33 protein-coding genes and 1 pseudogene are annotated in these 24,739 nt (G+C 29.5%); all 34 read left to right on the top strand.

The genetic code is table 11. The annotated features are described in order from the left end of the window. Positions 1 to 3 precede the first annotated feature (3 nt). Complete coding sequence (locus tag KIB46_RS05665; protein WP_287620264.1) at positions 4 to 1,029, top strand: DNA polymerase III subunit beta; 1,026 nt, start codon at positions 4 to 6, stop codon at positions 1,027 to 1,029. Between the two features lie 90 nt (positions 1,030 to 1,119). Beyond that, positions 1,120 to 2,157: a nucleoid-associated protein gene (locus tag KIB46_RS05670; RefSeq protein ID WP_291671135.1), complete on the top strand. Its 1,038-nt coding sequence runs from the start codon at positions 1,120 to 1,122 to the stop codon at positions 2,155 to 2,157. A gap of 28 nt (positions 2,158 to 2,185) precedes the next feature. Then, entirely contained in the window at positions 2,186 to 2,410 is a 225-nt protein-coding gene (locus KIB46_RS05675) for a hypothetical protein (RefSeq protein WP_291671136.1), read from the top strand. A gap of 30 nt (positions 2,411 to 2,440) precedes the next feature. Next, a complete protein-coding gene (locus KIB46_RS05680; protein WP_291671137.1) occupies positions 2,441 to 2,590 on the top strand; it encodes a hypothetical protein in 150 nt (49 codons plus the stop codon). A gap of 5 nt (positions 2,591 to 2,595) precedes the next feature. Further along, positions 2,596 to 2,793: a hypothetical protein gene (locus tag KIB46_RS05685; protein ID WP_120362837.1), complete on the top strand. Its 198-nt coding sequence runs from the start codon at positions 2,596 to 2,598 to the stop codon at positions 2,791 to 2,793. A 28-nt stretch (positions 2,794 to 2,821) separates the two neighbouring features. Further along, a complete protein-coding gene (locus tag KIB46_RS05690; protein WP_195270941.1) occupies positions 2,822 to 3,007 on the top strand; it encodes a hypothetical protein in 186 nt (61 codons plus the stop codon). A gap of 61 nt (positions 3,008 to 3,068) precedes the next feature. Then, complete coding sequence (locus KIB46_RS05695; RefSeq protein ID WP_291671138.1) at positions 3,069 to 3,338, top strand: hypothetical protein; 270 nt, start codon at positions 3,069 to 3,071, stop codon at positions 3,336 to 3,338. Further along, positions 3,335 to 3,619, top strand: coding sequence for a helix-turn-helix domain-containing protein (locus tag KIB46_RS05700; RefSeq protein WP_291671139.1), 285 nt, complete (start codon positions 3,335 to 3,337; stop codon positions 3,617 to 3,619). The genes KIB46_RS05695 and KIB46_RS05700 overlap by 4 nt, the downstream gene beginning before the upstream one ends. Before the next feature lie 190 nt (positions 3,620 to 3,809). After that, positions 3,810 to 4,226 carry a DNA-binding response regulator gene (locus KIB46_RS05705; RefSeq protein ID WP_291671140.1) on the top strand — a complete coding sequence of 139 codons (417 nt, stop codon included), beginning with the start codon at positions 3,810 to 3,812 and terminating at the stop codon, positions 4,224 to 4,226. Between the two features lie 30 nt (positions 4,227 to 4,256). Continuing rightward, complete coding sequence (locus KIB46_RS05710; protein ID WP_195270945.1) at positions 4,257 to 4,478, top strand: hypothetical protein; 222 nt, start codon at positions 4,257 to 4,259, stop codon at positions 4,476 to 4,478. Further along, positions 4,479 to 5,123, top strand: coding sequence for a tyrosine-type recombinase/integrase (locus KIB46_RS05715; protein ID WP_271806894.1), 645 nt, complete (start codon positions 4,479 to 4,481; stop codon positions 5,121 to 5,123). It begins immediately after the preceding gene. A gap of 299 nt (positions 5,124 to 5,422) precedes the next feature. Beyond that, a complete protein-coding gene (locus KIB46_RS05720; RefSeq protein ID WP_291671141.1) occupies positions 5,423 to 5,902 on the top strand; it encodes a Xaa-His dipeptidase in 480 nt (159 codons plus the stop codon). Between the two features lie 2 nt (positions 5,903 to 5,904). After that, on the top strand, positions 5,905 to 6,339 hold the full coding sequence (locus KIB46_RS05725) for a hypothetical protein (RefSeq protein ID WP_291671142.1): 435 nt from the start codon (positions 5,905 to 5,907) through the stop codon (positions 6,337 to 6,339). 126 nt (positions 6,340 to 6,465) lie between these two features. Next, positions 6,466 to 6,933, top strand: a complete 468-nt coding sequence (locus KIB46_RS05730; protein WP_271841779.1) for a phage terminase small subunit P27 family — start codon at positions 6,466 to 6,468, stop codon at positions 6,931 to 6,933. Continuing rightward, positions 6,930 to 8,612, top strand: coding sequence for a terminase TerL endonuclease subunit (locus KIB46_RS05735; RefSeq protein ID WP_291671143.1), 1,683 nt, complete (start codon positions 6,930 to 6,932; stop codon positions 8,610 to 8,612). The genes KIB46_RS05730 and KIB46_RS05735 overlap by 4 nt, the downstream gene beginning before the upstream one ends. A 174-nt stretch (positions 8,613 to 8,786) precedes the next feature. Next, complete coding sequence (locus tag KIB46_RS05740; RefSeq protein WP_363290260.1) at positions 8,787 to 10,004, top strand: phage portal protein; 1,218 nt, start codon at positions 8,787 to 8,789, stop codon at positions 10,002 to 10,004. Further along, positions 9,997 to 10,602 carry an HK97 family phage prohead protease gene (locus tag KIB46_RS05745; protein WP_291671144.1) on the top strand — a complete coding sequence of 202 codons (606 nt, stop codon included), beginning with the start codon at positions 9,997 to 9,999 and terminating at the stop codon, positions 10,600 to 10,602. The genes KIB46_RS05740 and KIB46_RS05745 overlap by 8 nt, the downstream gene beginning before the upstream one ends. Positions 10,603 to 10,645: 43 nt before the next feature. Next, positions 10,646 to 11,734: a phage major capsid protein gene (locus tag KIB46_RS05750; protein ID WP_291671145.1), complete on the top strand. Its 1,089-nt coding sequence runs from the start codon at positions 10,646 to 10,648 to the stop codon at positions 11,732 to 11,734. A 73-nt stretch (positions 11,735 to 11,807) separates the two neighbouring features. Next, a complete protein-coding gene (locus KIB46_RS05755; RefSeq protein ID WP_291671146.1) occupies positions 11,808 to 12,248 on the top strand; it encodes a hypothetical protein in 441 nt (146 codons plus the stop codon). Between the two features lie 61 nt (positions 12,249 to 12,309). Further along, positions 12,310 to 12,600, top strand: coding sequence for a head-tail connector protein (locus KIB46_RS05760; RefSeq protein ID WP_316118515.1), 291 nt, complete (start codon positions 12,310 to 12,312; stop codon positions 12,598 to 12,600). Further along, entirely contained in the window at positions 12,601 to 12,921 is a 321-nt protein-coding gene (locus tag KIB46_RS05765; RefSeq protein WP_291671147.1) for a phage head closure protein, read from the top strand. Between the two features lie 32 nt (positions 12,922 to 12,953). Beyond that, positions 12,954 to 13,385, top strand: coding sequence for an HK97-gp10 family putative phage morphogenesis protein (locus tag KIB46_RS05770; RefSeq protein WP_291671148.1), 432 nt, complete (start codon positions 12,954 to 12,956; stop codon positions 13,383 to 13,385). Positions 13,386 to 13,393: 8 nt separating this feature from the next. Then, a complete protein-coding gene (locus tag KIB46_RS05775) occupies positions 13,394 to 13,738 on the top strand; it encodes a hypothetical protein (protein WP_195270958.1) in 345 nt (114 codons plus the stop codon). Beyond that, a complete protein-coding gene (locus tag KIB46_RS05780; protein ID WP_195270959.1) occupies positions 13,739 to 14,365 on the top strand; it encodes a major tail protein in 627 nt (208 codons plus the stop codon). Between the two features lie 118 nt (positions 14,366 to 14,483). Next, positions 14,484 to 14,804: a hypothetical protein gene (locus KIB46_RS05785; protein ID WP_291671149.1), complete on the top strand. Its 321-nt coding sequence runs from the start codon at positions 14,484 to 14,486 to the stop codon at positions 14,802 to 14,804. A gap of 265 nt (positions 14,805 to 15,069) precedes the next feature. After that, positions 15,070 to 17,775 (top strand): phage tail tape measure protein, encoded by a 2,706-nt coding sequence (locus tag KIB46_RS05790; RefSeq protein WP_291671150.1) that lies wholly within the window; start codon positions 15,070 to 15,072, stop codon positions 17,773 to 17,775. Beyond that, entirely contained in the window at positions 17,768 to 18,463 is a 696-nt protein-coding gene (locus tag KIB46_RS05795; RefSeq protein WP_291671151.1) for a distal tail protein Dit, read from the top strand. The genes KIB46_RS05790 and KIB46_RS05795 overlap by 8 nt, the downstream gene beginning before the upstream one ends. Further along, positions 18,463 to 20,292: a phage tail spike protein gene (locus KIB46_RS05800; RefSeq protein ID WP_291671152.1), complete on the top strand. Its 1,830-nt coding sequence runs from the start codon at positions 18,463 to 18,465 to the stop codon at positions 20,290 to 20,292. Before KIB46_RS05795 ends, KIB46_RS05800 begins: the two co-directional genes overlap by 1 nt. 15 nt (positions 20,293 to 20,307) lie before the next feature. Then, a complete protein-coding gene (locus tag KIB46_RS05805) occupies positions 20,308 to 22,419 on the top strand; it encodes a BppU family phage baseplate upper protein (RefSeq protein WP_291671153.1) in 2,112 nt (703 codons plus the stop codon). A gap of 90 nt (positions 22,420 to 22,509) precedes the next feature. Then, positions 22,510 to 22,710, top strand: coding sequence for a hypothetical protein (locus KIB46_RS05810; RefSeq protein WP_291671154.1), 201 nt, complete (start codon positions 22,510 to 22,512; stop codon positions 22,708 to 22,710). Positions 22,711 to 22,781: 71 nt separating this feature from the next. After that, entirely contained in the window at positions 22,782 to 22,973 is a 192-nt protein-coding gene (locus tag KIB46_RS05815; protein WP_291671155.1) for a hypothetical protein, read from the top strand. Continuing rightward, positions 22,966 to 23,799 (top strand): LPO_1073/Vpar_1526 family protein, encoded by an 834-nt coding sequence (locus tag KIB46_RS05820; protein ID WP_291671156.1) that lies wholly within the window; start codon positions 22,966 to 22,968, stop codon positions 23,797 to 23,799. The genes KIB46_RS05815 and KIB46_RS05820 overlap by 8 nt, the downstream gene beginning before the upstream one ends. Positions 23,800 to 24,063: 264 nt before the next feature. After that, positions 24,064 to 24,483 carry a phage holin family protein gene (locus KIB46_RS05825; RefSeq protein ID WP_049178532.1) on the top strand — a complete coding sequence of 140 codons (420 nt, stop codon included), beginning with the start codon at positions 24,064 to 24,066 and terminating at the stop codon, positions 24,481 to 24,483. Between the two features lie 46 nt (positions 24,484 to 24,529). Then, a pseudogene (locus tag KIB46_RS05830) lies at positions 24,530 to 24,739 on the top strand (hypothetical protein); the annotation flags it as partial.

The following is a 24,739-nucleotide window of genomic DNA, read 5'->3' on the forward strand; positions in this document are numbered from 1 at the left end:
TAGATGAAAGCCATTGTTAATAGTGAATCATTAATTTATCTTAACAAGCTTTTAAATGTGGATTACTACCAAATTAATGTGCAAAAAGATGGGATTAGATTATTGGCTACCAAAGAATTAAAAGATACATTTTATCAAGTGATTTTAACTGAAAATACATTCGGAAATGAAGAAGAAGGAAAGATCCTAATACCTAAAGAAGCAATTAAATTATTGCCTAAGAAAGAGCCTTGTTTAGTTGGTGATTATTATATATCTACCCAGAATCAAAAAATATCATTTAATGAAGCTGAAGAATTTACGGAATTAATAGAGTTTAACAATACTAAAGAATGTAAGTGTATACCAAACTTTGATTTTTTAATGGAATGTAAATATGCACTAGAAAAAAGCGATATTAGACCACAGCTTAGTTCGATATGTATAGATGAAAATAATTTTGTTGCTATGGATGGATATAGAATGGGTATAAGAAGTATTAATGAGATTATTACGGAAAATAGAATTTTAATACCAGAAGAAGTTGTTAATATTCTAAAGAAAATAAAGGGTACAAGCATAGCAACTATTCAGGAGAACAATGAATTTGTGAAAATTTGCTTTGGAAGAATAACAATAGTTTATAAGAAGAGTGAATTAAAGTATGTAAACTGGAGAGCCTTGATTAGTGATGTTAAGAAGAATATAAAAATAACATTAAATTCGGATGATATTAAGTTTGTATTATCTCAATATATCAAGTTATATCGTGGGTATGGAAGTATAGTAATTTTTAACATCAACAATAAAAGAAGTTATATAAAATCTTCTAAAGCAAATGAAGGAATTATAAAATTTGAAAGATATATAAGTGCAGAGTTAGAGGGAGAAGAAATAGAGTTTGGGATTAATGCACAATATTTATTAGATGCACTAAAGTACCATGATTCTAATTGTACGCTTTATATGTCATCACCAGTTAATCCTATTGTACTTGAAAGTAAAAATAAGACAGATATGATTTTGCCAGTAAGATTATTAAAGTATTAAAAATATATAAGAATAGGAGCAAATCCAGCAATACTTATATGCTCTTATTATCATATGATAATCAATTGATATAGAAGGAAGGTAGTAACCATGGAATATGTTAATGATATAAACATAAATGAGGCAATGATTCACATTTTGGATAATAACGCTGTAGAGCCGATATTAAACAACTATAAATTAGAGTTAGAAGAAGATACCTATAAGTTTTTATATAAGCATATAGAGAAATGTTTAAATGATGAAGAACTTAAGTATGCAAAGTTTAGTTATGAAAGAAATGTTGTAAAAGAAATAACTCAAGACTATTTAAATGGAACTGATAGCGATTTTATAAATCTGTCAAAGGATCTAGCAAAACAATTATTCGCAATAATGAAGGGAAATGTTAATATTCCATCCTGTGATTTGATAGTAGTATCTATAATTACAGACCAAGGTCCTATGATAGCAATATTAAAAATGGATTATGTAAATAACTTTACTCATGAGGTTGAGTTTATAGATGGTGAGATAGGTGTAAAGCTAGTAAGTCAATTAGCTGGATTACCTAGAAGTGGCCATAAAATACAGAAAGCAGCTTTTATAAAGCCAGTAAGAGAATCAGATTCATTCAATTTGTATGTACTAGATAGACAAGGTAAAAGACAAGGGGAGGATGAATATGGAGCTAATTATTTCATGAATAACTTCTTAGGATGTGAAGTTGTAGTAAATGATAGAGATAATACAAAGCGATTTTTAAATGCGACGGAGAGCTTTGTAAGGAGATATATTTCTGAAGATGCTTATTTAGCTGAGAAGGTAAGAAGTTTAACGAGAGAAGCTCTACAAAATGATGAAAATATAAATATAAGGGAAGTATCAGAAAAGTTATTCAATGGAAATGAAGAGTTTAAGGATTCCTACAATGTCTTTATGGCTGGTAATTGCGAAGAAGAGTTTAGAGTAGACGAGCGATACGTTGATAAAAAGCTTAAAAGAATAAGATTAAAAATTGATAAAGATATTGATTTATATATAACAGAAGAATCATATAAAGATTCAAGTAAGTTTGAAATCAAACGTAATGGAGACGGAAGTATTGATATGATAATTAAACATGTAATTAATTATATTCAAAAATAAGTCGTAATTGCAAGAAAGTGAGAACTATATGGTTTATAGATTTAATAAGGAAAAATTCAATAAAAAAGCTGATAGAAGTGTTAAAAAGATATTATCTAAACATTTGGATTATATAGATGGATTAGAAGTTAAATTTGAAGATGGAGCGAAGTGGGGAATAGTCGACAGATATGTTATAGCAAAAGAACAATATTGTTTATATCCAGTTAGCAAAGAATGGTGTGTTACAGAAGAACAATTGAGTCTAGTGTAAAGTGTAGAAAGTATGGAGGAGAGTGCAAAAGTGAAAAATAAAGTTTTAGTTCATGGTGTGTTTTTATATAAATGTGAAAAATGTGGGTGTATGGAACCTATGTATTTAGAAAAAGGTGTGGAAAGCCTATATTCTTTAAAGATGTTTAACTTATACTATGTAGAAAGTACGAGGAAGTGATGTTAATGAAAATAGGTAATCTGGATATGCATTGTGGAGATTGTAAAATAATTGATTATTGTGATGAGCCTTATTCAGAAATATGTATTTGTGGAGAGTTAAGATTTAAGGATGTTGAAGAAGATAGGTTTATTGAGTTAGCAGAAACATCAAAAAGAAAATCAAAACAAGCAATAATCAATGATGTTTATAAAAGATTATAATACGTAATACTAAGAAAGGAATAAGTAAATGGAAGCAAGATTAATAGGTAAAAACAAGACTCGTGTAAAGCTTAGTAATAAAAAAGAAAAGTCTATTATAGAACAACTTAAATTCTTAGGAGCTATACCAACTAAAGAAAGTATTAAGTTTACTTATTTTGAATTTGATGGAGATATTGCAACAACAGCTAAAAATTTTGGGTTAGCATACTAAGAAAGGTGAAGTTGAGAACAAGCATTAATCTAAAATACAACATAGTAAGGATGTAGTTAGCTTGCAAGATATAATATTTAAACAGGTTGATAAGAAAAATGAATATGATTTTATTACAGCTTGGGACAAGCTTTTTGAAGGATATATTATAACTAGTTTAAATACTAAACATAGTTATAAATTACTAAAAGTTGAATCTGGTATAGTTAAACTTAAATTCTTTAATACTATAACGGCCATGTGGCAAACGACAGATTATTTATTAACTAAAGAGATATTTGGAAAGTGGTATGTTACAGCATATAGCAGCATAGGAGAGGAATGCTCATGAAGATAGATGAAGATAAGTTTAGAAAGTTTTGCGAGGATAATAATGTTGATAAGAATAACGAAAATGTATTAAGAAAGTTATGTTATTTAGTAGCCAATAATGAAATTATTATGACAACAATAGAAGAAGATCTTATGAATATATCTAAATTTAGTAGAACCAAAGACAAAGTAAAATATTTAAGAGATAAGGGATATACTCAAGAAAAAGTTGGAGAAATGCTTAAAATTTCACGTAGACAAGTACAAAGGATAGAAAACAAGTTAAAGAATAAAATGTGAAGTATTAAAAAGGGATAGAAAAAAACTATCTCTTTTTTTAAAATGTCGCCTAAAATGTCGTGTTCAAAAGTTTTAAAATGTTTTAAAATATATTCAAATGAGTAATTAAGTAAAAATATTAATTATATTTCTTATAGAAATGTCCACTTTTATGGTATGGAATAACTATATCTTTTTTTAGGAGGAATATATGCTTGATAAAGAAAAAGTTAAGGAAATGTATTTAAAAGGGTATAGTGCTACAGACATTGCAAAAAGCCTTAATGCATCAAAGCATGCAGTACAAAAGTGCATACAAAGAAACATGAGATTGTTGAAGAAAAGCCATGATGCAGCAAAAGCGTTTAATAAAGAAGTTGAAAAGGTAACTAGGCGTGAAGCAAGGCAACATATGAGTGATAAAGAGTTTATAAGAAGGAATAAATCTATTTATAAAACAAATGAGAATGGAGATATAGTATTAAATAAAGCTATATCTGGAATAGTAAGTTTTGATACTCCTAGAAGATTTGTAAATGAGTTTAGCAGTGGAAGAATAGATAAAAATATAAAGAAGTCAGGATATAGAAAATCAGAATATAGAAAGAAAGAGGAACTATTTTCATAGTTCTTTTTTTATTAGAAAGAAGGTGAGTAGATGGAAAATATTTATGTGATTTTAATTTGTAAGAAGTGTAGAAAATCAAACATTTTATTAGAAAATGAAGTTGAAGATACAAAAAGGGATAATAAATACTTAGCATGTGCTCATTGTGGCAGCAAGAAATTTGTTAGGGAAAAAGCAACTAACAATATTAGAGATTGTATGAAAGAAAGAAGTTATAAAAGAAGTGGAGGAGCATTAAGGCAGGTGGAATAAATGAAAAAAAGAGATTGGGAAAAAGGGTCAGCAAATCCTATTCCAGATTCTAAGTATGAAAGATATAAAGAAAAATTAGTTGAATTAAGTATAGAATATCCAGAGAGAAATTTAATGTTATTTTTACTAGCTAGAGCAACTGGATATAGAATGCAAGACATAATAGAATTGACTGTTGGAGAAATAAAAGATGCATTAGATAAAGGATATTTTGAAATTCAAGAGCAAAAGCAGTACAAGCAATGGCAAAGTGAAGTCGCTAAAAATCCTAATAGAAAAAAGCCAAAGAAAAGAGTTGCTAAGATTGGACCGACATTAGAGAAACATTTAAAACAATATCTCAAGGGAAAGAAAAGGTCGGAATTTGCATTTCCTAGCAAAAAAGGGAATGGAAATGAAGCATTAACACAAAAATCTTATAGCGATAAATTAAAAGAAGTTGGCATTGCTATCGGATTAGAACATATTACAGGACATAGTCCAAGAAAAACATACGCTACTAAAATTTACAATGAAACTAAGGGGAATTTAGAAGCGGTAAGAATAGCATTAGGACATAAGAGTATTGAAGAAACTAAAAGATATTTAGGATTAAAAGAACAAATGGCAAAAGATGCTGCAAGAATAGCTGATTCAGGAATATAAGGTTAAATTACTGTTTAAGGGCTAAATCAGTAAAAAAAGAAATGGTGCTTATTAGAGGGGTAAATAAAAAATTCTTTCTAATATATGCATTAAAAAAATGGTATGCGTAATCGTCACCTATATTACTGATTCAATAGAAAATAGAAAAAGTACTTCAAAGCAAGTAATACCAAGGGTTAGGATAGATTTTAATAAAAGTATAAAAAAGTGCAAAATGTAAGGCTGAAAAATTGGAAGGGAAATATACAAAATTATCATAGCACTTTAAAAAGTGAGTGCTACGATAAAGGAGGGATAAAATGTCAAGAAAAGACAGTTTTGAAGAGCTGATAAATAGTAGCTTAGACAAGATAGAATCAATGGTTGAGCGAGGTTGCACTGATAAAGAAATAGCATCTGAATTAGGAATAGGATATTCCACATTTAGGAAATACAAAGCTGAAAGCGTAGCACTTAAGGGCGTAATTGCTACTGGAAAAGATAAGCTCAATCAAGAAGTAGAAAAAGGGGTTTTTAAAAAGGCAACAGGCTTTCATTATTATGAGGAAGTACCAACAAAAGTTAAAGAAGAAAAAGTGGTTGATGGACAAATTGTTGTGGAAGAAAAAGTGGTTATATCGAAAGTTAAAAAGTATAGTCATCCAGATGTTAACGCTCAAAAGTTTTGGTTGCAGAATAAGAAGAAGGCTAATTGGAAGAATGATCCTCACAAGATAGATATAGATAAGAAGTCGTTAAAGCTTAAAGAAAGGGAAATAGATAGCAAGGTTATTATTTAAGTATGCTGTACAAACGTTGTGGTTCATGTGGTAAAAGAATACCTATGAATGTTACTTGCAAGTGCCAGATTGATAATACTAGGGAAAGATACAAAGAATATCAAGCTAAAAGGAAGGATAAATATGAGCAAGCATTTTATAGGAGTAATACATGGATTGAATGCAAGGAATCTAGAAAAATAGAATTACTCAAGATTGACTGGTATGAGTATTACACTACTGGTGAAATAGTAGAAGGATATGCTATGCATCATATAGATGAATTAAAAGAGTGTAGGGAAAGAGCTCTAGATAAAAGCAACTTAATATATCTAACACAATCAAACCATATAAAAGTCCATAAAGCTTATCTAAAGTCAGATAAAGAGAAAGTGAAGATGAAAAGAATATTACTTGAATGTTTAAGAAAAATAAAAGAAGAATTTGATGTTGGATAAGGCAAAAGATACCCGGGGGATACAAGAAAATTTATATAGAGATAAAAAATGTCCGATGTGCTCTACCAGTCATAAAAATATCCCAAAATGAAAGTTTTAAAACTTTATAAGGAGGTAATTTGAAAAATGGCTAGGCCGTGCAAAAGTGTTGAAGGTCAAAGTAGACATAATTCAAAAGAAGAAATTGAAAAAAGAAAAGAAACAGAGGAAAAGTTAAAGGGGTTAGCTGATAAAATAGAAGTTCCACCAGAACACTTAACAGATGAACAAAAGCTTATATATACATATATTTTTGAAGAGTTAAAAGCAAGTCAAATATTAAGTAATTTAGATGTATATATTTTAGCAACTTGTAGTATAGCCATTGATAGATTGCGATATATTGAAAAAATAATAAATAAGAATCCAAAGGCAATAATGAATAAGGATTTAATGAGTGCTAAAGATAAATATAATAAAGATTTTTATAGATGTTGTAACGAGCTTTCATTATCACCACAAAGTAGAGCAAAGTTTGGTAGTCTATCATTAAAGGCTAAAGATGAAAGTGAAGATCCAGTAATTAAAGCATTGCTAGAAGATGATGATGAATGATTTTATTAGACAGAGCTTTAAAATATTGTGAAGATGTAGTTTCAGGAGAAGAAATAACTACAGATGAAGTAAGATTACAATGTCAAATATTCTTAGATGATTATTATACAAATCAATATTCAGATGAATTTGAATTTTGTTTTAGTGAAAAAAAGTTAAAAAAGATAAATAATCTATTAAAGCTATTTAATTATGCTACTGGATTCATTGCAGGGAAACAAGTTTTAGAGGGATTGGAAGGTTTTCAATGCCTTTTTTTAGCGGCTATTTTTGGATGGAGATATAAAAAGAATAAAAAGAAATTTAGATATAGGGATGTAGTCCTATTTATTCCTAGAAAAAATGCAAAAACATTTATAATAGCGTTAGTTTTATTATTGCTTATGCTAACAGAACAAACATTTAGTGAATTCTATTCTATATGCATAGATAGGGATTTAGCAAAGGAACTTAGAAAAGCTATGGCTCAACTTATAGAAGCAAGTCCAGCAATAAAAAAACATTTTATTGTATCAGATAGTGAAATTGGGATTATTAAATGTAAGATAACAAATAGTTTTTATTATCCAAGGACAGCAAAAGCAAATAAGAATAACTCTATAAGACCAGCAGCGGTTTGTTGTGATGAAGTAGGTGCTTTTACTGATAATAAGAATATACAAGCTATGAGAAAAGGTCAGTTATCTGTTTTGAATCCTATAATGTTTAAAATAACTACTGCATATGCTGAAAGTAATTCTATTATGCCAGAAGAATTAGAGTATGATAGAGCAATTTTAGAAGGAACAATAGATAATAAAAGATTATTTTGTCTTTTATATTATTGCAATAAAGAAGAAGTATGGGAGGAAGAAGGATTGTATAAGGCTAATCCATTAAGAATAGAAGAAAACTACAATGAAATTAGAGCAGATAGAGAGACTGCAAAAATTAAAACAAGTGAACAAGAAGAGTTATTTACCAAGAATTTCAATATATTCTTGGAAAGTAATGAGTTGAATAAATATGTAAACATAAAGTATTGGAAGAAATGCAGTGTTAACGAAATTGACTTTAAAGGAAAAGAGGTTGTTGTTGGAGTTGATTTATCAGTTACAACAGATTTGACAGCTGTTTCTATGATGTATGTTGAAGATGGAATAATTTATTGCAAATCACATGGATTCTTACCAGAAGAAAGTTTGGCAGATAGAAGAGAAAGTATTGATTATAGGGATTATGCTGAAAAAGGATACTGTGATTTACATAAAGGGATGACTGTAAATTATACAAAGGTTGAGGAATATATAAGAAATATAGAAGAAAAGTATGGTTGCACAATTAAATCTATTGTAACAGATCCTATGAATGCAAAAGAATTAATGGAAAGATTATCAGAAGACTATGATGTGATTTTATTAAAACAAACTTATACAAATCTAAGTCCTTCGACTAAAGAATTTAGAAAAAAGATATATGATAAGCAAGTTAAATATGAAGCTAATGAACTATTAGATTGGAATATGAGAAATGCTATTACAAACAAAGGAAAGTCAGATGATGAAATGCTGGCTAAAGAAGATAAAAACAAGCAAAGAATAGATATGGTTGCTGTATTAATATTTGCATATACTGAATTTGTAGTGCCAGAGGAAGGATACAATGCCATTGACAAACTAGAAGAAATGGATTGGGGATAAATTAATGTTAAATTGGATAAAAAAGAATTTAGTAGATATTTTAATAATTATTGCACTGATTAATATTATAATTACAACATTAATTCTTAATATTTATATAGGATTATACTTGCTATCCTTTGTATTGATAGGGATAGCAATAATTATATCCAGATATAGATAGGAGGTGAGATAATGTTTGAAAAGTTATTTGAAAAGCGAAGCTATACTGGTGAAAATCCTTTTGATTGGACTAGTTGGATAAAGGGAGAAGATAGTGATTTTAGTAGCAATGATAGCACATATACAAAGTGTATTAATCTTTATGCTGATAATATTGCTAAACTACCTATTCTAATTAAAAAAAATACTGAAAAGGGAGATATAGATGCAAATAACCTTTATCTTTATGAGCGGTTAAGATTAAGACCTAATCCTTCAATGAATGCATTTGAATGTATAAAAGCACTTGTAGCAATGAATAAACATTATGGAAGTGCTGGATTATATATAGATTATGACAAAAAAGGATTAGTAAAAGGCCTTTATCCAGTTAAAATTAATCAGTTTATAGTTGATAATAAAGGATTGATAGAATCAACTAAAGAAAATAAGGTGCTAGTCAACTTTACTTGTGGAGATGTGGAAGGGAATTGCCTTGAAAAAGACATAATTATTTTAAGGGATAATTCTATTGATGGAATAAGCTTTAAAAATACTAAATCGTATATAAGAGATAGTATTGATACAAATATTAAAGCTCAAAAATACCAAGCACAATTATTTAGTAATGGATTAACTAATAAAATAGTTGTTCAATTAACATCTGACATAAAAGAGGAAAAAGAACTTAGAAAAATACAAGCTAAATTCGATAAAATGTATTCAAGTAATGGAAGGATTTTTACAATGCCTGCCGGATATAATGTTTCGGATTTAAATCTTTCTTTAGCAGATAGTCAATTTGCAGAATTAAAAATAATAGGTAAAAAGGATATCACGAGTGCAATAGGTGTTCCTTATTCATTAATAGATAAAGGATCATTAACAGAAGAGGAGACAATAGCTTTTTTAAGTAATGCGATTATTCCAATAATAACAGCATTAGAGCAAGAAATGGATTGGAAATTGCTTACCGAAGATGAAAGGAAAGCAGGATATAAAATTAGATTTAATGTAAATGCTATGCTTAGAACTACTCCATTAACTCAAAGCATCATTATAGATAGGTACTTAAGAAATGGTGCATATTCATTAAATGATGCTAAAAAGATACTAGGAGTACCATTGGTTGATGGTGGTGATGCGGTAACACTACCAAGTGGTCAAATTACACTTGAGAATCTTATAAAAGGAAAGGCAGCATGGCAAAAAGATGCTGATAAGGAGAAAGGGGGTGATGAAGATGAGTAGAGAAATAATGAAAATCACTACTTCTTTTGAAGTTAGAAGCGTTGGGGAAGGTGAAGACAAAAAAGTTCATTTGCAAGGATATGCACTTACTTTTGATAGTCTAAGTGAGGATTTAGGCTATTTTAGAGAAATAATAAGAAAAGGTGCTTTAGATAATTGCAAAATGGATAATGTTGTACTTAATATCAATCATGATATGGACAAACCATTAGCAAGAAATAATAAAGTTGATGGAATTGGATCACTAGTGTTAGATGTAGATGAAAAAGGATTATTCTTTGATGCAGTACCAACAGATACTTCATATTCTAGAGACTTAATTTCTAATATGGAAGCAGGAATAATAGATAAATGTAGTTTTGCATTTATACTAGATTATTCTGATACTGAATCGCAAAAGTGGGATTGGGATGATGGAAAAAGAGGTTATGATTTAAGAACAATAAATAAAATTAAAGAAATATTTGATGTTTCAATTGTAACAAATCCAGCCTATGAAAGTACAAGTTGTACAAGTTATAAAAGGGCAAAAGAAAATCATGAAAATTTAAGAGAAAAAAGAAAAGAAAAATTAAGATTAGAATTAGAGCTTATTTAAAATAAGTTCTTTTTTATAAAAAAATATAAGGAATGGTGAGAAAATGAAAATTAAAGAATTAAGAAGATTAATTGCAGACAAGAAAAAGGAAGCCGGAAAATTATTAGATGAAGATAAATTAAAGGAAGCAGAGGATATAACTGCAGAAATAAGAGAGCTTGAAAGAAAAGTTGAAGTTGCAAAGGTGATAGAAGAGGAAGAGCAAAGAGATTTAGAAAAACAAAGAGATTTAGTTAATAAAAATTCCAAAGAAGAGATAAATGAAATGAGAGCTATAGTAAAGAGTGTTATGGGAGAAGAATTAACACCAGAAGAAAGAGCAAATATAAAAACATCAGATAATGCTGCTATTGTTCCTAAGGAGTATATTAATAAATTACAAGAAATTAAAAAAGGATTCGGCTCTTTAAAGGAATATTGTGATGTTATTACAGTAACAAAGAATTCAGGAACTATACCAGTAGTAGATTTAGATCAAAACACATTACCAGATGTTACTGAAGGAGACAATATAACAGATGGTACTCTAGTAACTACTGAATTAACTTATACTTGTAAAAAGATAGGACTAATTCAATCATTAACTTCTGAATTAGTAGAAGATGCAGAGGTGGAAATAGAATCATTAGTAAATAAGAATTTTGCAGAAATAGCTGTTGCCACAGAAAATGCTAGAATTTTAAAGGTACTAAAAGAGAATGCTACAGTGGTTGAATCACCTAAGGATTACTCTGATATTCAAGTTACTATTGATAAATCTGTACCAGCAGTTAAGAATGGATTGGTTACATTTACAAATACTGATGGTTATGCGTATTTAAAGAATTTAAAGGATACTCAAAATAGACCTTTAAATTTAGTAACTGAAGTTAATGGAAAATACTATTTCAATGGTAAAGAATTAGTTGTAGTTGATGATACTTTACTAGAGGCTTCTGGTAAGAAAATATTTATAGTTGCTAATCCAAAAGAAGCCGTAAAGTTTATTCAAAGAAAAGATGTTACTATTGCAAGAAGTACAGAAGCAGGCTTTAGAGATGATACAGTAAAATTAAGAATTTTAGAAAGACTAGATGTTACAAAAGGAGCAACTAGATCTATAAAGAAGATAGAGTTTGAAGTAACACCCTAATCAAGCCCTAGAAACATCTAGGGTAGGAAAAGCAAAAGTTGGAGAAGCAAAGGTTGGAAAGGAGTAATAAAAGATGGCAGCATACGAAAAGCAAACATGGAGTGATGGAGAAACAATAACAAAAGAAAAGTTAAATCACATAGAAGAAGGTATTACAAATATAGAGCTTACGCCAGGCCCAGCAGGACCTAAAGGTGAAACAGGAGATCCAGGAGCAGCAGGAACTAATGGGTTAGGATGGTTATTTGGAACTAATATTCCCAATTCAGAAGGTAGAGACGGAGATTTATACTTAAAAACAGATAATTTTGATGTTTATAAAAAAGTTAGTGGAAGTTGGCAGAAGATAGGCAATATAAAGGGAGCACAAGGGCCTAAAGGAGCAGATGCAGTAATTAATAAATTAAATAAGGTAGATGCGTTAGATGGTGGGGCAGAAGTTGCAGCAGTAGTAACAGCATTTAATAATTTAATTGCAGATTTAAAAGCAAAAGAGTTAATGAATAGCAATTAATACAAAATAATTACTTAAGATGAAAGGGATTAATTTCCCTTTCATTGTTTTTATAAAGAAGGTGATTATATTGACTTTAGAAGAAGTAAAAGGATATTTAAGAATTGACTATGAAGATGATGATGACCTTTTATATGAATTACTTGAGATTAGTGAGGAATATATTAGCTCATGTGTTGGAACTGGATATAAGAGTGATAAAAAAGCTGTGAAGTTAGCTGATTTATTGCAGAAAAAGCTTATACATGATATGTATGAGAAAAAAGGGACTGAAATATCCAATAATACTAAAAAAGATACTATTGTAACAACTATACTAGATAAATTGAGCAATTATAGCGAGGTAGAGTAAGTGGATAGTAGAATTAGTATTAAAAAGAAAGTAAAAGATATAGTAGATGGAAGATGGGAAGAATCACTTAATAATTACTATGATTGTTGGTGTACTCCAATGGAGCTGTATGGGAAAGAACTCTATGATGCACAAAATATAAAGTATGAAAATGTATTGGTATTCAAGGTTAGATATTGTAATAAAGTTAAGGACATGAGAACTACAGATAAAAATAAATTTATTATAGTATTTGATAATGTTGAATATCAAGTATATCATGTGGACTTTAAAGGCAACTCAAAAAATTATGTTTACATTAAGGCTAGAATGGTGATGTAGTAATGATTAAACATGATGGAGGCATATAAGGTATGTGGATTGAATTTGAAGGGCTAGATGAGCTTATAAAAAAGTTTGAAAGTGTTTCAAGTGAAAAGGAAATTGATAAGGCTAATACAAAGATTATTAAAGAGTGTGCAAAAATAGTTGAAAAAAACTTAAAGCCAAAGGTTCACAGGAGTAAAGATCCTAAGAAAAGTGGAATAAAAGGTCTTAAAACTGGGGAACATGCAGCAGATAATATTGAAGTTAGTAAGATTAAAAATATTAAAGGGGTTAAATTTATTACTGTTGGGTGGGATCAATCTAAAAATTCACCATATTCCTATATGCAATGGGAAGAATGGGGGAATACAACTAGAGAGCCACATGCTGTTTTATACCCTACGATAGAGGCTAGTCAAAAAGAAATGAATAGGGTTGTAGAAGAAGAATATAAGAATTTAATTTCAAATTTAAAGTAGGTGAGTACATGGATATTATAGAAATTATAGCAAAAGCATTAGAAAGTATATCATCTAGAGGAATTACAGTTGTTCAAGGGTGGTATGACCAAAATATTAATGATACTCACATTACTTTTTGTGAGTTAAGTGATAGAAGTAACAATATTTCTGATGATAAAGAAGAAGATGTTATTCATACCATTCAAATTGATATTTGGAGTTTGAAGGATGAGTGGAAATTGAAAAAAGAAGTAAAAAAGTTAATGTTATTAAATGACTTTGGATATGTTGAAGGACAGGATTTTTTTGAAACTGATACTAAAATACATCACAAAGCATTAAGGTTTACTTATTTAGAGGAGGTAGAATAAATGCCAGGAGCAGAAACTATAGTAAGAAGTAGAATTTGTGGGTTAAAGGATATTTATATTGCAGCGGTTACTACTAATAATGGGACAACATATGCAACAGAGACACCTGTAAAGCTTGCAAGAGCACTAAATGCAAAGGTAAGTGATAAATTCACTCAAGAAAAGGTGTATAGTGATGATAATGTTGAAGAAATAGTTGAACAATATGAAGGTACTGACATAGACTTTGCAGTAAATACATTAGCTCCACAAGACTATGCAAAGCTTTATGAAAACTTATATAAAAACGGATTCTTATTAAAAGCTGCAGGAGATGGGGCTAAAGAAATTGCCATTGGTTGGAGAGCGAAAAGGCGAAATGGTAAATATGAATTTACATGGTATTACTGTGGAAAGCTTGAAAGACCTGAAATGAATTATGAAACTCAAGAAGATAAAGTTAAAACTCAAACTGCTAGTTTAAAGGGAAGTTTTTATGCTAGACAGAAGGAAGATACTATAGATGGAAAGAAGAAAAATCTATATTCAATCCAAGTTGATGAGAGTAATTTGCTTGAATCAGATACTAGCGCAGCTCAAGCAATAGCAGATTGGTTTGCTGAAGTTCAAGAATATAGTACACCCTAGTCAGCCCCTAGAAGATGCTAGGGTTGGAAAAGCTATAGTAGGTAAAACTAAAATCTAAAGAGTAGGAAAATATTTTCCTGCTCTTTTATATTTATTAAATTTTATAGGTGGGTGACATATGAAAATAAAATTAGAAATGATAAACAATGGAGAGACTGAAATAAAAGAATTTTCTACTATTAGAATGCGAGGTAGAGCCCTAAAAAGAATGCTTGAAATTCAAGATGTAATGAATCAAGCAGATGAAGAAGGTGTTTTTACTCAAGAACATTATGATTTAATGTGCGAGTATATATGCGAAATGTTTGGTGATAAATTTTCACTTGATGAGCTTTTAGATGGAATGGATCTTGACGACATATATCCAACATTTATAAAGCTTGGTGAAGAGATTGGAAATAAAACAATGAAGAAGATGGAAAATTTAATAAAAAAATAAAAGGCGGAAGTGAAGAAAAAGAAACTTCCGCCTTTGATGAGTACGACAAAGAAAATGGATATGAAGAAATAGAAGATAACCAGGATAAGTGGGTAGATGTTTTCTTTTGGATAATAAGGTATGCAATAAAAGTTCACAAGATGAGTTATAAAGAGTGTATGGACATGGATGTTGTTGATTATATAGATTATTTAGAATTTGATATGGTTAGAAACCCTATAGAAAGCGACAATAGTGGGGAATTTCAAGGGTAGGAGGTGAACAAATGCCAGGAGCAAATATAAAAATTGGTGCATCAAGTAGTGAATTTCAAAAACAAATGAAAGAAGTAACAAAGCAATTAAAGCTTGTTAGTTCAGAATGTGGAGTTGCTACAGAGAAAGCAAAGCTCTTTGGAAACGCTCAAGAAAAGTTATCATCAATACAAAAAGAGTTAACAGCTAAAATTCAAGCTCAAAATAAAATTATAGATATCTATAAAAATAGAATAGTAGGTATTAATTCAGAAATTGAAAAGGAAAAGAGTAAACAAGCAGAGTTAAGCAAGAAAATAGATGATGTTACTAAGAAAAAGAAAGAAAGTATTGAAACTACAGGCAAGAACAGTAAAGAAACAAAGGCACTATCAGAAGAATTAGCAAAATTAAAAGAAGAATATGCTAAAAGTGAAAAAGCCATTGAGAGAAGTAACAGTAAGCTAATTGATGCAACTACCAAAATGAATAATACTGAAAAATCTATATTAAAGAATAAAAAGGCTCTTGAGGATGTAAATAATCAAATATCTAATTTAAAATTGGATAAGTTAGAAAAAGATTTTGATAAGGTATCTCAAGCTAGTGGCAAAATGAGTGATAAGTTAAAACCAGTAAGTACAGCAATAGTTGGAACTGGAGTAGCAAGTGTCACTGCAAGCATAACTTTTGAAGATAGTATGGCGAAGGTTATGACAATAGCTGATGAATCTATAGTTAGTTATGATAATATGAAGAAAGCAATAGTAGATCTATCAAATCAAACAGGAATCTCAGCAAATGAAATTGCAAATAATGTTTATGATGCAATTTCAGCTGGTCAAAGTACAGGAGATGCAGTTAAATTTGTAACTGAATCAACTAAACTAGCAAAAGCAGGATTTGCAGAAGCAGGCCAGTCACTTGATTTATTAACTACTATAATGAATTCATATGAACTTGAAGCAAGCGAGGTAAATAGGGTATCTGATATATTAATAAACACTCAAAATGTAGGTAAGGTAACTGTTGGTGAATTATCGGCTGATATGGGTAAATTAATACCTACCGCAAAGGCAACTAGTGTTAATCTAGAGCAAGTAGCGACAGGATATGCACTTATGACAAGTAAGGGTATTAAGTCAGCAGAATCAACAACTTATATGAACTCAATGTTAAATGAGCTTTCAAAAAGTGGGACAAAAGTAAGTGATTCTATTAAAAGCTTGACAGGGAAAAGTTTTCAGGAGCTAATGGCTAGTGGTAAATCTGTTGGAGATGTTTTAAGTATACTTGACAAAAATGCAAAGGCGAACGGGAAGTCATTAGCTGATATGTTTGGAAGTAGTGAAGCAGCAAAAGCAGCTATGATACTAGTAACTGATTCGGGTAAAGCTTTTAATGAAGTTTTATCTGATATGGGAAATGTAGTTGGAGCGACAGATAAGGCCTTTGATACTATAAGTGGCACTAATGGAAATAAGTTCAGAATATCATTAAATGAAATTAAAAATAGTGCCATTAAGATGGGGGATGCTTTAGCACCAGTTACAGAAATGGTTGCAAGTGGATTAAGTAAAATAACAAAAGTATTGAGTAGCTTAAGTTCAGAACAATTAAAGACTATTGCGGGAATAGGGGGCGGTATAGTTACAATAAACTTAGCACTTGGAGCAGTTAGTAAATTTACATCTGGATTAAGAGATACTGTTAAAGCGTATAACGATATAAAAAAATTCGGAAACAATGCTATAAATGTATTTAATAATTTTAAGAATAGTGCAATTAATGGAGCAAAAGCTGCAGGAAACTTTGCTATAAAAGTTGGAACTAACATGGTTAATGCAACAGTTAATGGAGCTAAATCGTTAGGAAATTTAGTTTTAAATTTAGGGAAAGCAAGCCTATCATTTGCTAAAAGTGCAGTGCAAGCAAGTATTAGTGCAACTAAATTCATAGCACATAAGGCAGCTACTATTGCAAGTACTGTAGCAACAAATGCTATGAGTGCAGCACAAGCAGCGTTAAACTTTGTTATGAATTTAAATCCAATAACATTAATAATTATTGGAATAACGTCACTAGTTGCAGCGATAGTTGTTCTTTGGAATAAGTGTGAGTGGTTTAGAAATATAGTTACTACAATGTTTGAAACCTTAAAAAATGCTTGGAATTCTACAATAGGTTTTTTCAAAGGATTATGGCAATCCTTTGTTGATAAATGGAATACGGCAGTAGAAGGTATAAAAAATGTGTGGAACAATTTGGTTCAAGGAATTAAAGATGCTTGGAATTCTATAACAGCACCATTTCAAAATATAGTTGATTCAATAAAACGTATATGGGATGGATTTATATCAATGTTTAAATTACCTCACTTTAGTATATCTGGTGAGTTTAGTTTAATTCCTCCATCAATACCGAAGGTATCTGTAGATTGGTATTACAATGGAGCAATATTCAAGTCACCAACTGTATTAGGTGGAATTGGTGTTGGAGATGCATTCAATGGTCAAGGATCTAATGCAGAGGCTATAGTACCACTTAATGAAATGTATAGAAATATTAAAGGGATAGTTGATAATAGTTCAGGAGAGAACATAGTTGTTTATCTTACTAATGTTACAAAGTTAGATGAAGAAGTTATAAGTGAAAAAACTACTAAAAAGGTAATAAAAAGAATTAGTAAATCAACCAAAAATTATAAGAAAGGAAAGGGAGGTTTTGCATATGGCTAAATATTTCATAGTATATGGAAATGAAACAAATTTAGATTTTAACTTACATGTAGTTACAAGGCCAGTAAAACCTTCTGCAGAAATGCAATACGAGGAGATTAATATTCCTGGTAGAGAACCTTTATATAGAGAATTGTATTATAAAGATATAGAAGTGCCTATATCTTTTAATTTTGTCTCTAAACCTTGCGAATGGGAAAACGACTTTAGAAGAATAAAGAAATGGATTAAAAGTGGTTCTGAAATATTAAAATTTAGTGATGATCTAGAAGTGTACTATAAGGTTAAAAAAGTAAGAATAGATACGATAGAAAGAGTATTAAAAAAGCTAGGAAAGTTTACAGTTATATTTACTTGTAGTCCATATACTTATTTTTGTGATGGCATAGAAGAAAGAGAATTAGAACAATATTTATATAATCATGAAATGCTTACAAAGCCTGTTTATCGAATAACAGGAGAAGGTTTATTAAAACTTAATATAAATGGTAAGGAGGTACAAATAAATGTAGGACAGGAAGTTATAGTGAATACAGAGTTAGGTTTATGCTTCAGAAATGGAGTGATAAACAATGTAGCTTTAAAAGGCTCTTATGCAGATATGTACCTACAAGAAGGGGATAATACATTTGCATGGAGTGGTAACTTTAAAATATATATAATTCCAAATTGGAGGTGCTTAAGTTAATGAATCAGATTGAAATATATCTTAAAACTAATACAAATTATGAAATGAATGGGGATATGCTATTACTCCCTATAAGTTGTACTTATAAAGCAAGTGAATACTTAGTTACTTTAGAGCACCAAATAGATGATATTGGAAGATGGAAGTATATAGACTATGAAAATGTAATATCAGTTGAAGGTGATGGAAATAAAAAACTTTATAGAATTTTTAATGTAGTAAAGTCTTTGGATAGTATAACAGCTTATGCAAGGCCTTTATTTTTTGATTTAATAGATAATGTTTTATTAGATGTTAGACCAACTCTAAAGAATGGAGAAGAAGCATTAAATATAATTCTAGAAGGTACTGGATTTACTGGACATAGTAATATTTCTACTGCCAATACATCTTATTATGTAAGAAAAAACATAGTAGAAGCAATTCTTGGAGATGACGAAAATTCTTTTTTAAATAGATGGGGTGGAGAGGTTCTTTTAGATAACTTTGATATTTATATCAATGATAAGATTGGCTCTGATAATGGGGTAAGGGTTGAATTTGGATATAATCTTAATGAAATAGAAGAAGATATAAATATCGAGGAAGTTGCTACAAGAATAATTCCAACTGGCTATAATGGAATAATGCTTGATGGTAGCACTCCTTGGGTAGATAGTCAACTTATAAATAAATATACAAAGCCAAAGATGAGAGTTATAAATTTTGATGATGTTAAGGTTAAAGAATCTGAAGCAGATGAAGAGGGATTTAACACTATAGAAGAAGCAAGAACAGAACTAATAAGAAGATGTAATAAGCTTTATGAGGAAGGCATAGACAAGCCAAGTGTTAATTATAAAATAGATATGATTAATCTGGCCAATACTACTGCTTATAAAGAGTATATTAAGTTAGTAACAGTTAATGAAGGTGACACAGTAACATGCTGTATTCCAGGATTAGATATAGATGTTAAAGCAAGAGTTATAGACTTTGAAAAAGACCTTATAACAGGAGAATATATATCATTAGAGTTAGGAAATGCTATTTCTAACTTTTTTAAAGAACAAGCAGATGTACAAAGTAAAATTAATAATATATTAAATTCTAATGGAACAGTAAAAGGAAATGAAATACAAGGATTTTTAGATGCGACTAAAGCTAAGTTGGTAGCACAAAAGGAAATAGGACAGTTGCAAGATGTAAGAGCATTTATCTGGGAAGACTTAGATCCTAATTCTCCTACATATGGGTGTATGATTGGAGGAAGTGCTGGAATACAGATTAGTCAACAAAGAACTCCAGACGGAAAGGATTGGGATTTTACTACTGCTATAACAGCAGAAGGACTAATATCTGATAAAATTGTAGGAAGATTATTTTCTTCTAAGAATGGAATGACAAAAATATGGATGGAAACTGGTACATTTGAAAGTGAACTACCTGATGGTAGCAAAATAGTTATAAGTCCAGAGAAAGGCTTTTATAATAAGTTTGGAGATAGTGAAAGGGAATATTATCATTTGAATTACTATGATTTAAAGAATATAGAAGTAAGTAATACTGGTACTTGGGGGTTAGATATTACTTTACCGAATGAATTTAAAGGTAAAAAGTTTATAGCAGATTGTAATTACAAGGAAATTCTTTCATCATATCCTTTAACTATATTCGGAAACCAAAGAATTTATCAAGAGGTGGATTATGAAAAAGGATTAATACGGTTAAGTGGCACTATAATTTCGCAAGCGATTGAATTTTATAATGTAGATAATAAAACTTATTTAATGTCATACAAAGGAAACAAGAAGATTACTGCTAAAATATCTATTAATGTAATAGCTTAGAGGGGGTGATATACTATGAAATTTTTAAATAAAATTAATCTAAAAATTAATGAAGATTTTTATGATCGTATAAAGGTTAAACAAAATGATACAGCAAGGTACTTATTATTTAATTTATTAGATAATGGAGTACCTTTTTCATTGGAGAATAAAACTGTAAGAGTATATGGACTTAAACCAGATGGAACAAAAGTATTTAATAACTTAACTATAATAAATGCTGCTAAAGGGCTTGCAGAGTTACAGCTCACTACACAAATGTTAGTTAAACCAGGGTGTCTAAAGCTGGAATTAGTTATATATGAGGCTACTGATATATTATCTACAACAAAGTTTGATATAGATATAATTTCATGCATACGTGATGATGGAGCTATAGAAAGCACTAATGAGTTTTCAGCGTTAACATTAGGGTTAAGTAAACTTGATGAATGGGACAAGTATTTCAAAGAAACTTCGGGTGCTATAGAAGAGAAATACACAGAAAGATTAAATGGAATTGCGTCGTCCTTGGAAGAAAGAGTGAAATATTACTTGAATTATTCTGATATGGTATCAGATGATAGTTTAAAAAACGGACAGTCTATTAGGTTATTTGGTTATTATTACCCTAATGATGGTGGTCAGTGTGATTATATTTATGAAAATGGTGAGTTTAAGCCAGTAATCCTTAATTATGTTACTCCAGAAATGTTTGGGGCGAGAGGTGATGGTATAACAGATGACACAGAAGCTATACAAAAAGCATTTGATAGTGATTTATCTAATATTGTAATATTTGGTAGAAAGACATATCTTGTAAGTTCTCAATTGAACATAAATAAGTCCAAATTAATAATGGGTGCAGGATATGCCTATACTCCTAATCGTTCAACTATTTTAAAATGTACACAAGACTGTATTAAAATTAATGTTAGTTATGTTAATATAAAATATATTTACTTACAAGGTAACAGTGACTCTAAGCCTTCATATCAATATTTAGCAATTACAGTTAAGGATGAACTTAGCAAAGCTATAGCCCAAATTACATTAGAAGATATATTTATTGCTTACTTTGATGAAGCTTGTAGAATTAATGGATATTCATGGAACTATAATAATGTTAATATAAATAATGTTAACAAAGGGTTTAATATTCTAGGTGGTACAGCTCATAGGTTCAATGCTTGTTCTGTTAATATATGTAACTATGGATTTGAAACAAAAGATGTAATTTATTCAACTCTAATTAATTGTGGTGTTGACCATGTTAAAGAGAAGGCTTATTATATTCATGGATCAAGTAGAAATATATCACTTTTAGGGTGTAGCGGTGAGAATATCAGCAAAACATTATTAGATATAGATTCAGCTTTCTATGTAAATGTAGAAAATCTTCAATCGTTGTTTAATAATACCCCTAACAGTGAAAATCTTATAAAGTTATCTTCTAGTAGTTATTGTAGATTATCACAAATTAATTTGACTGGATATAGTTCAATTCAAGGTAATATTCTTATGATTAATCTTGGTGGAAATAACATTATTGAAAATTGTGAATGGCTTAGTTCCATAGAAAAAATTAAAATTATTCAAAGTACTGTATTAGGAAGAAATGATATACGATTACCTATAAATACTTCAATAGAAAGCGGAGAGTTCGCGATAGAATCCAATAACAAAGTATATTGTGAAAATGTACTTCCACTACTTCAAAATTCTGAATCTAAGAAATCAATAGGTATTAAACTAACTGGTTTGAATAGTGCAATGCCATTAGAATCTAAATTAGAAAATATAAATGGCTTTAATAATATAAGGATATGGGCAAGTAGTAGTACTAAGGAACAAAATATATATGATATAAAAAATACAGGAGTTACAATTAGTGGCAACGGTTCAATAATTAAATTTCAAAACATGATATTCAAGTCGTTAAGTGAATTGCCAACTAACGGATTCTCTATTAGTGATAGTAAGGTAATTTTCATTAACTGTGACTTTAGTCAATTATCAGTAAGTGGAGGTAAAAAGATTACTTGTGCAAACTTTGCAAATGTAGTCTTTAATGGTTGTCAAGGTATTACTATTAGTAGTGATGTTAAAAAAGATGGTACTTGTGATATATCAGAGAAGAACGCTTAAGACTTAAAGGACGACATAACTAAATAAAAGATTTAAGAGAGATTTAGAGTTAATTCTAAGTCTCTTTCTTTGTATGAGGAGAAGAGATAAATGGAAAAAGAGTTTTTAGTAAAACCTATAGCTATCAAATATATTTGCAACTCTTGTAAAGAAGGAGAAATGGAGCCTACGGGAGAAAATGACTGGAGTTTAGATATACCTAAATTTAAGCATAGATGTAATAAGTGTGGAGAAGAACTATTTTTAGATAAAAAATACCCACAAATAAAATATAAACTTATTAATATGTAAATTTTGACAAGTATTTTTGTATGTTTTAAAATGTATAGTATAAAATTTACATATTAAGAGGTGTTGTTAATTTGGAATGGATTATTGAAAATGCAGAATGGATTTTTGATGGAATTGGGGTTACAGTAATAGTAGCAGTTATAGGTATTTTTTTTAAAAATAAAAAAGATAGTAGTGGACAAACTATTAATTCTGGTAATAATTCAACTAATATTCAAGGGGAAAATGTTAATGTGAATATTGGAGGTAAAGAGGATGCTTAAAGGTCAAACAATAGATAGTGGCAATAATTCAACTAATGTACAGGGAAAAGAAGTTACTTTTGTTCAAAATAATATGGGACTATCGTATTCTGATGTAAAAGATATAGCTATGAATGTATTTAAAAGTAATTTTTATGATTTGGGAGAAAAAGTAGAAGAGTTAGTGCAGGAACGTGCAGAAAAATTATTAGATGATTATTTAGATAAGTTGAAAGAAAAAAATCCTAAATATATAAAAAATACAGAAGATCCAGATTTAAGGTATGTTATATATGAAGCACAAAAAAATTATGCAAGAAGGAATGATATAAATATAGAGAAGCTATTAGTAGACACACTAGTTGAAAGAACAATTTATAAAGGTGACTCTATCAAAGAGTTAGTGTTAAATGAAGCATTAAGCATAATACCTAAATTAACATCTAAACAAATTGATATCTTATCATTAATTTTCTTTGTTAAATATGTTAGAGGAAATCTTCCTACAGCTTTTATTGTTAATATAATGGACAGAATAAGAGGAAATATTAATATAGATGAACGAGATAATTTTTATCAACATCTTCAATATACTTCATGCATATCAATAAGTATTGGTCAAGTAGATTTTTATAGTACTATGATAGGTAAAAGTGCTGAAATGACAGATGTATCAAAAACTAAAGAAATAGTAGATAATAATAGCAAACTGTCATCTATTAGAAGTATGTGGGATAATTCACAGTTATGTCATGCATCCTTAACTAGTGTAGGAATGGCAATTGCTATAGTCAACATAAATACAAAGCTTGGGTTAGGATTAGATTATGATATTTGGATAAAATAAATAAGATTTAAGAGAGATTAGAAGCAATTCTAGTCTCTTTTTTGTAGAAAAAATTTAATGAATATAAGGAACATAATTGCAAATAATATTACTGCGAAGAAATATTAAAAGCAATTATGCTCCGTATTATGTAATACCTTTAGGACCTTTTTGAAGGTTCTATTAAGTCTACAGTATTAGTATTACAAAACCAAATTAAAAATATTCATTTTATTTTTAATTTGGTTATTATAAAAGATTTTAAAAGAAAAGAGGTAAAGAAAGATGGAAAGAATTTTTAACAGTATTAAAATGGGAGTTGCCTTTATAGGTACAATGTTTACTTGGTTGTTTGGTACATGGGATACCGCATTAATGGTTTTAGTGTTTTTTATAGTACTAGATTACATTACAGGACTTGTTAGAGCTTACATAAATAAAGAAGTATCTAGTAATGTAGGACTAAAAGGGATAGCTAGAAAGGCAGTTATCTTCGTAGTTCTTATTGTAGCAGTATTATTAGATAGGCTATTAAATACAGGTAACTGGGTGTTTAGAACATTAGTATGCTATTTTTATATTGCTAACGAAGGAATAAGCTTATTAGAAAATTGTGCTGGTTTAGGATTACCAATACCAGAAAAATTAAAGGATGCATTAGCACAACTTAAGGAAGGCGAAAAGAAAGAGTTAAAACAAGAGTAGTCAAATAGGCTACTCTTTTATTTTTAAATTTTAGGAGGAATGTAAAATGAATAGAATAGATTGTTACGTGGCGTATTTAAATAGAAAGAATGTAGAATTACCAGCACCTTGTAGTTCTTTAGAACAAGAATTATACGATTTATGCACTAATAATAACATAGGAGTATCTTGGTATAATGGAACAGCAATTACAGGCAATAGCACAGAACCAACTACTTATGAAACAGGAATAGAATCAGCATTAATAAATGATAGA

Origin of the sequence: Clostridium sp., from assembly GCF_018372875.1 — a bacterium.
Lineage (GTDB): Bacteria > Bacillota > Clostridia > Clostridiales > Clostridiaceae > Clostridium.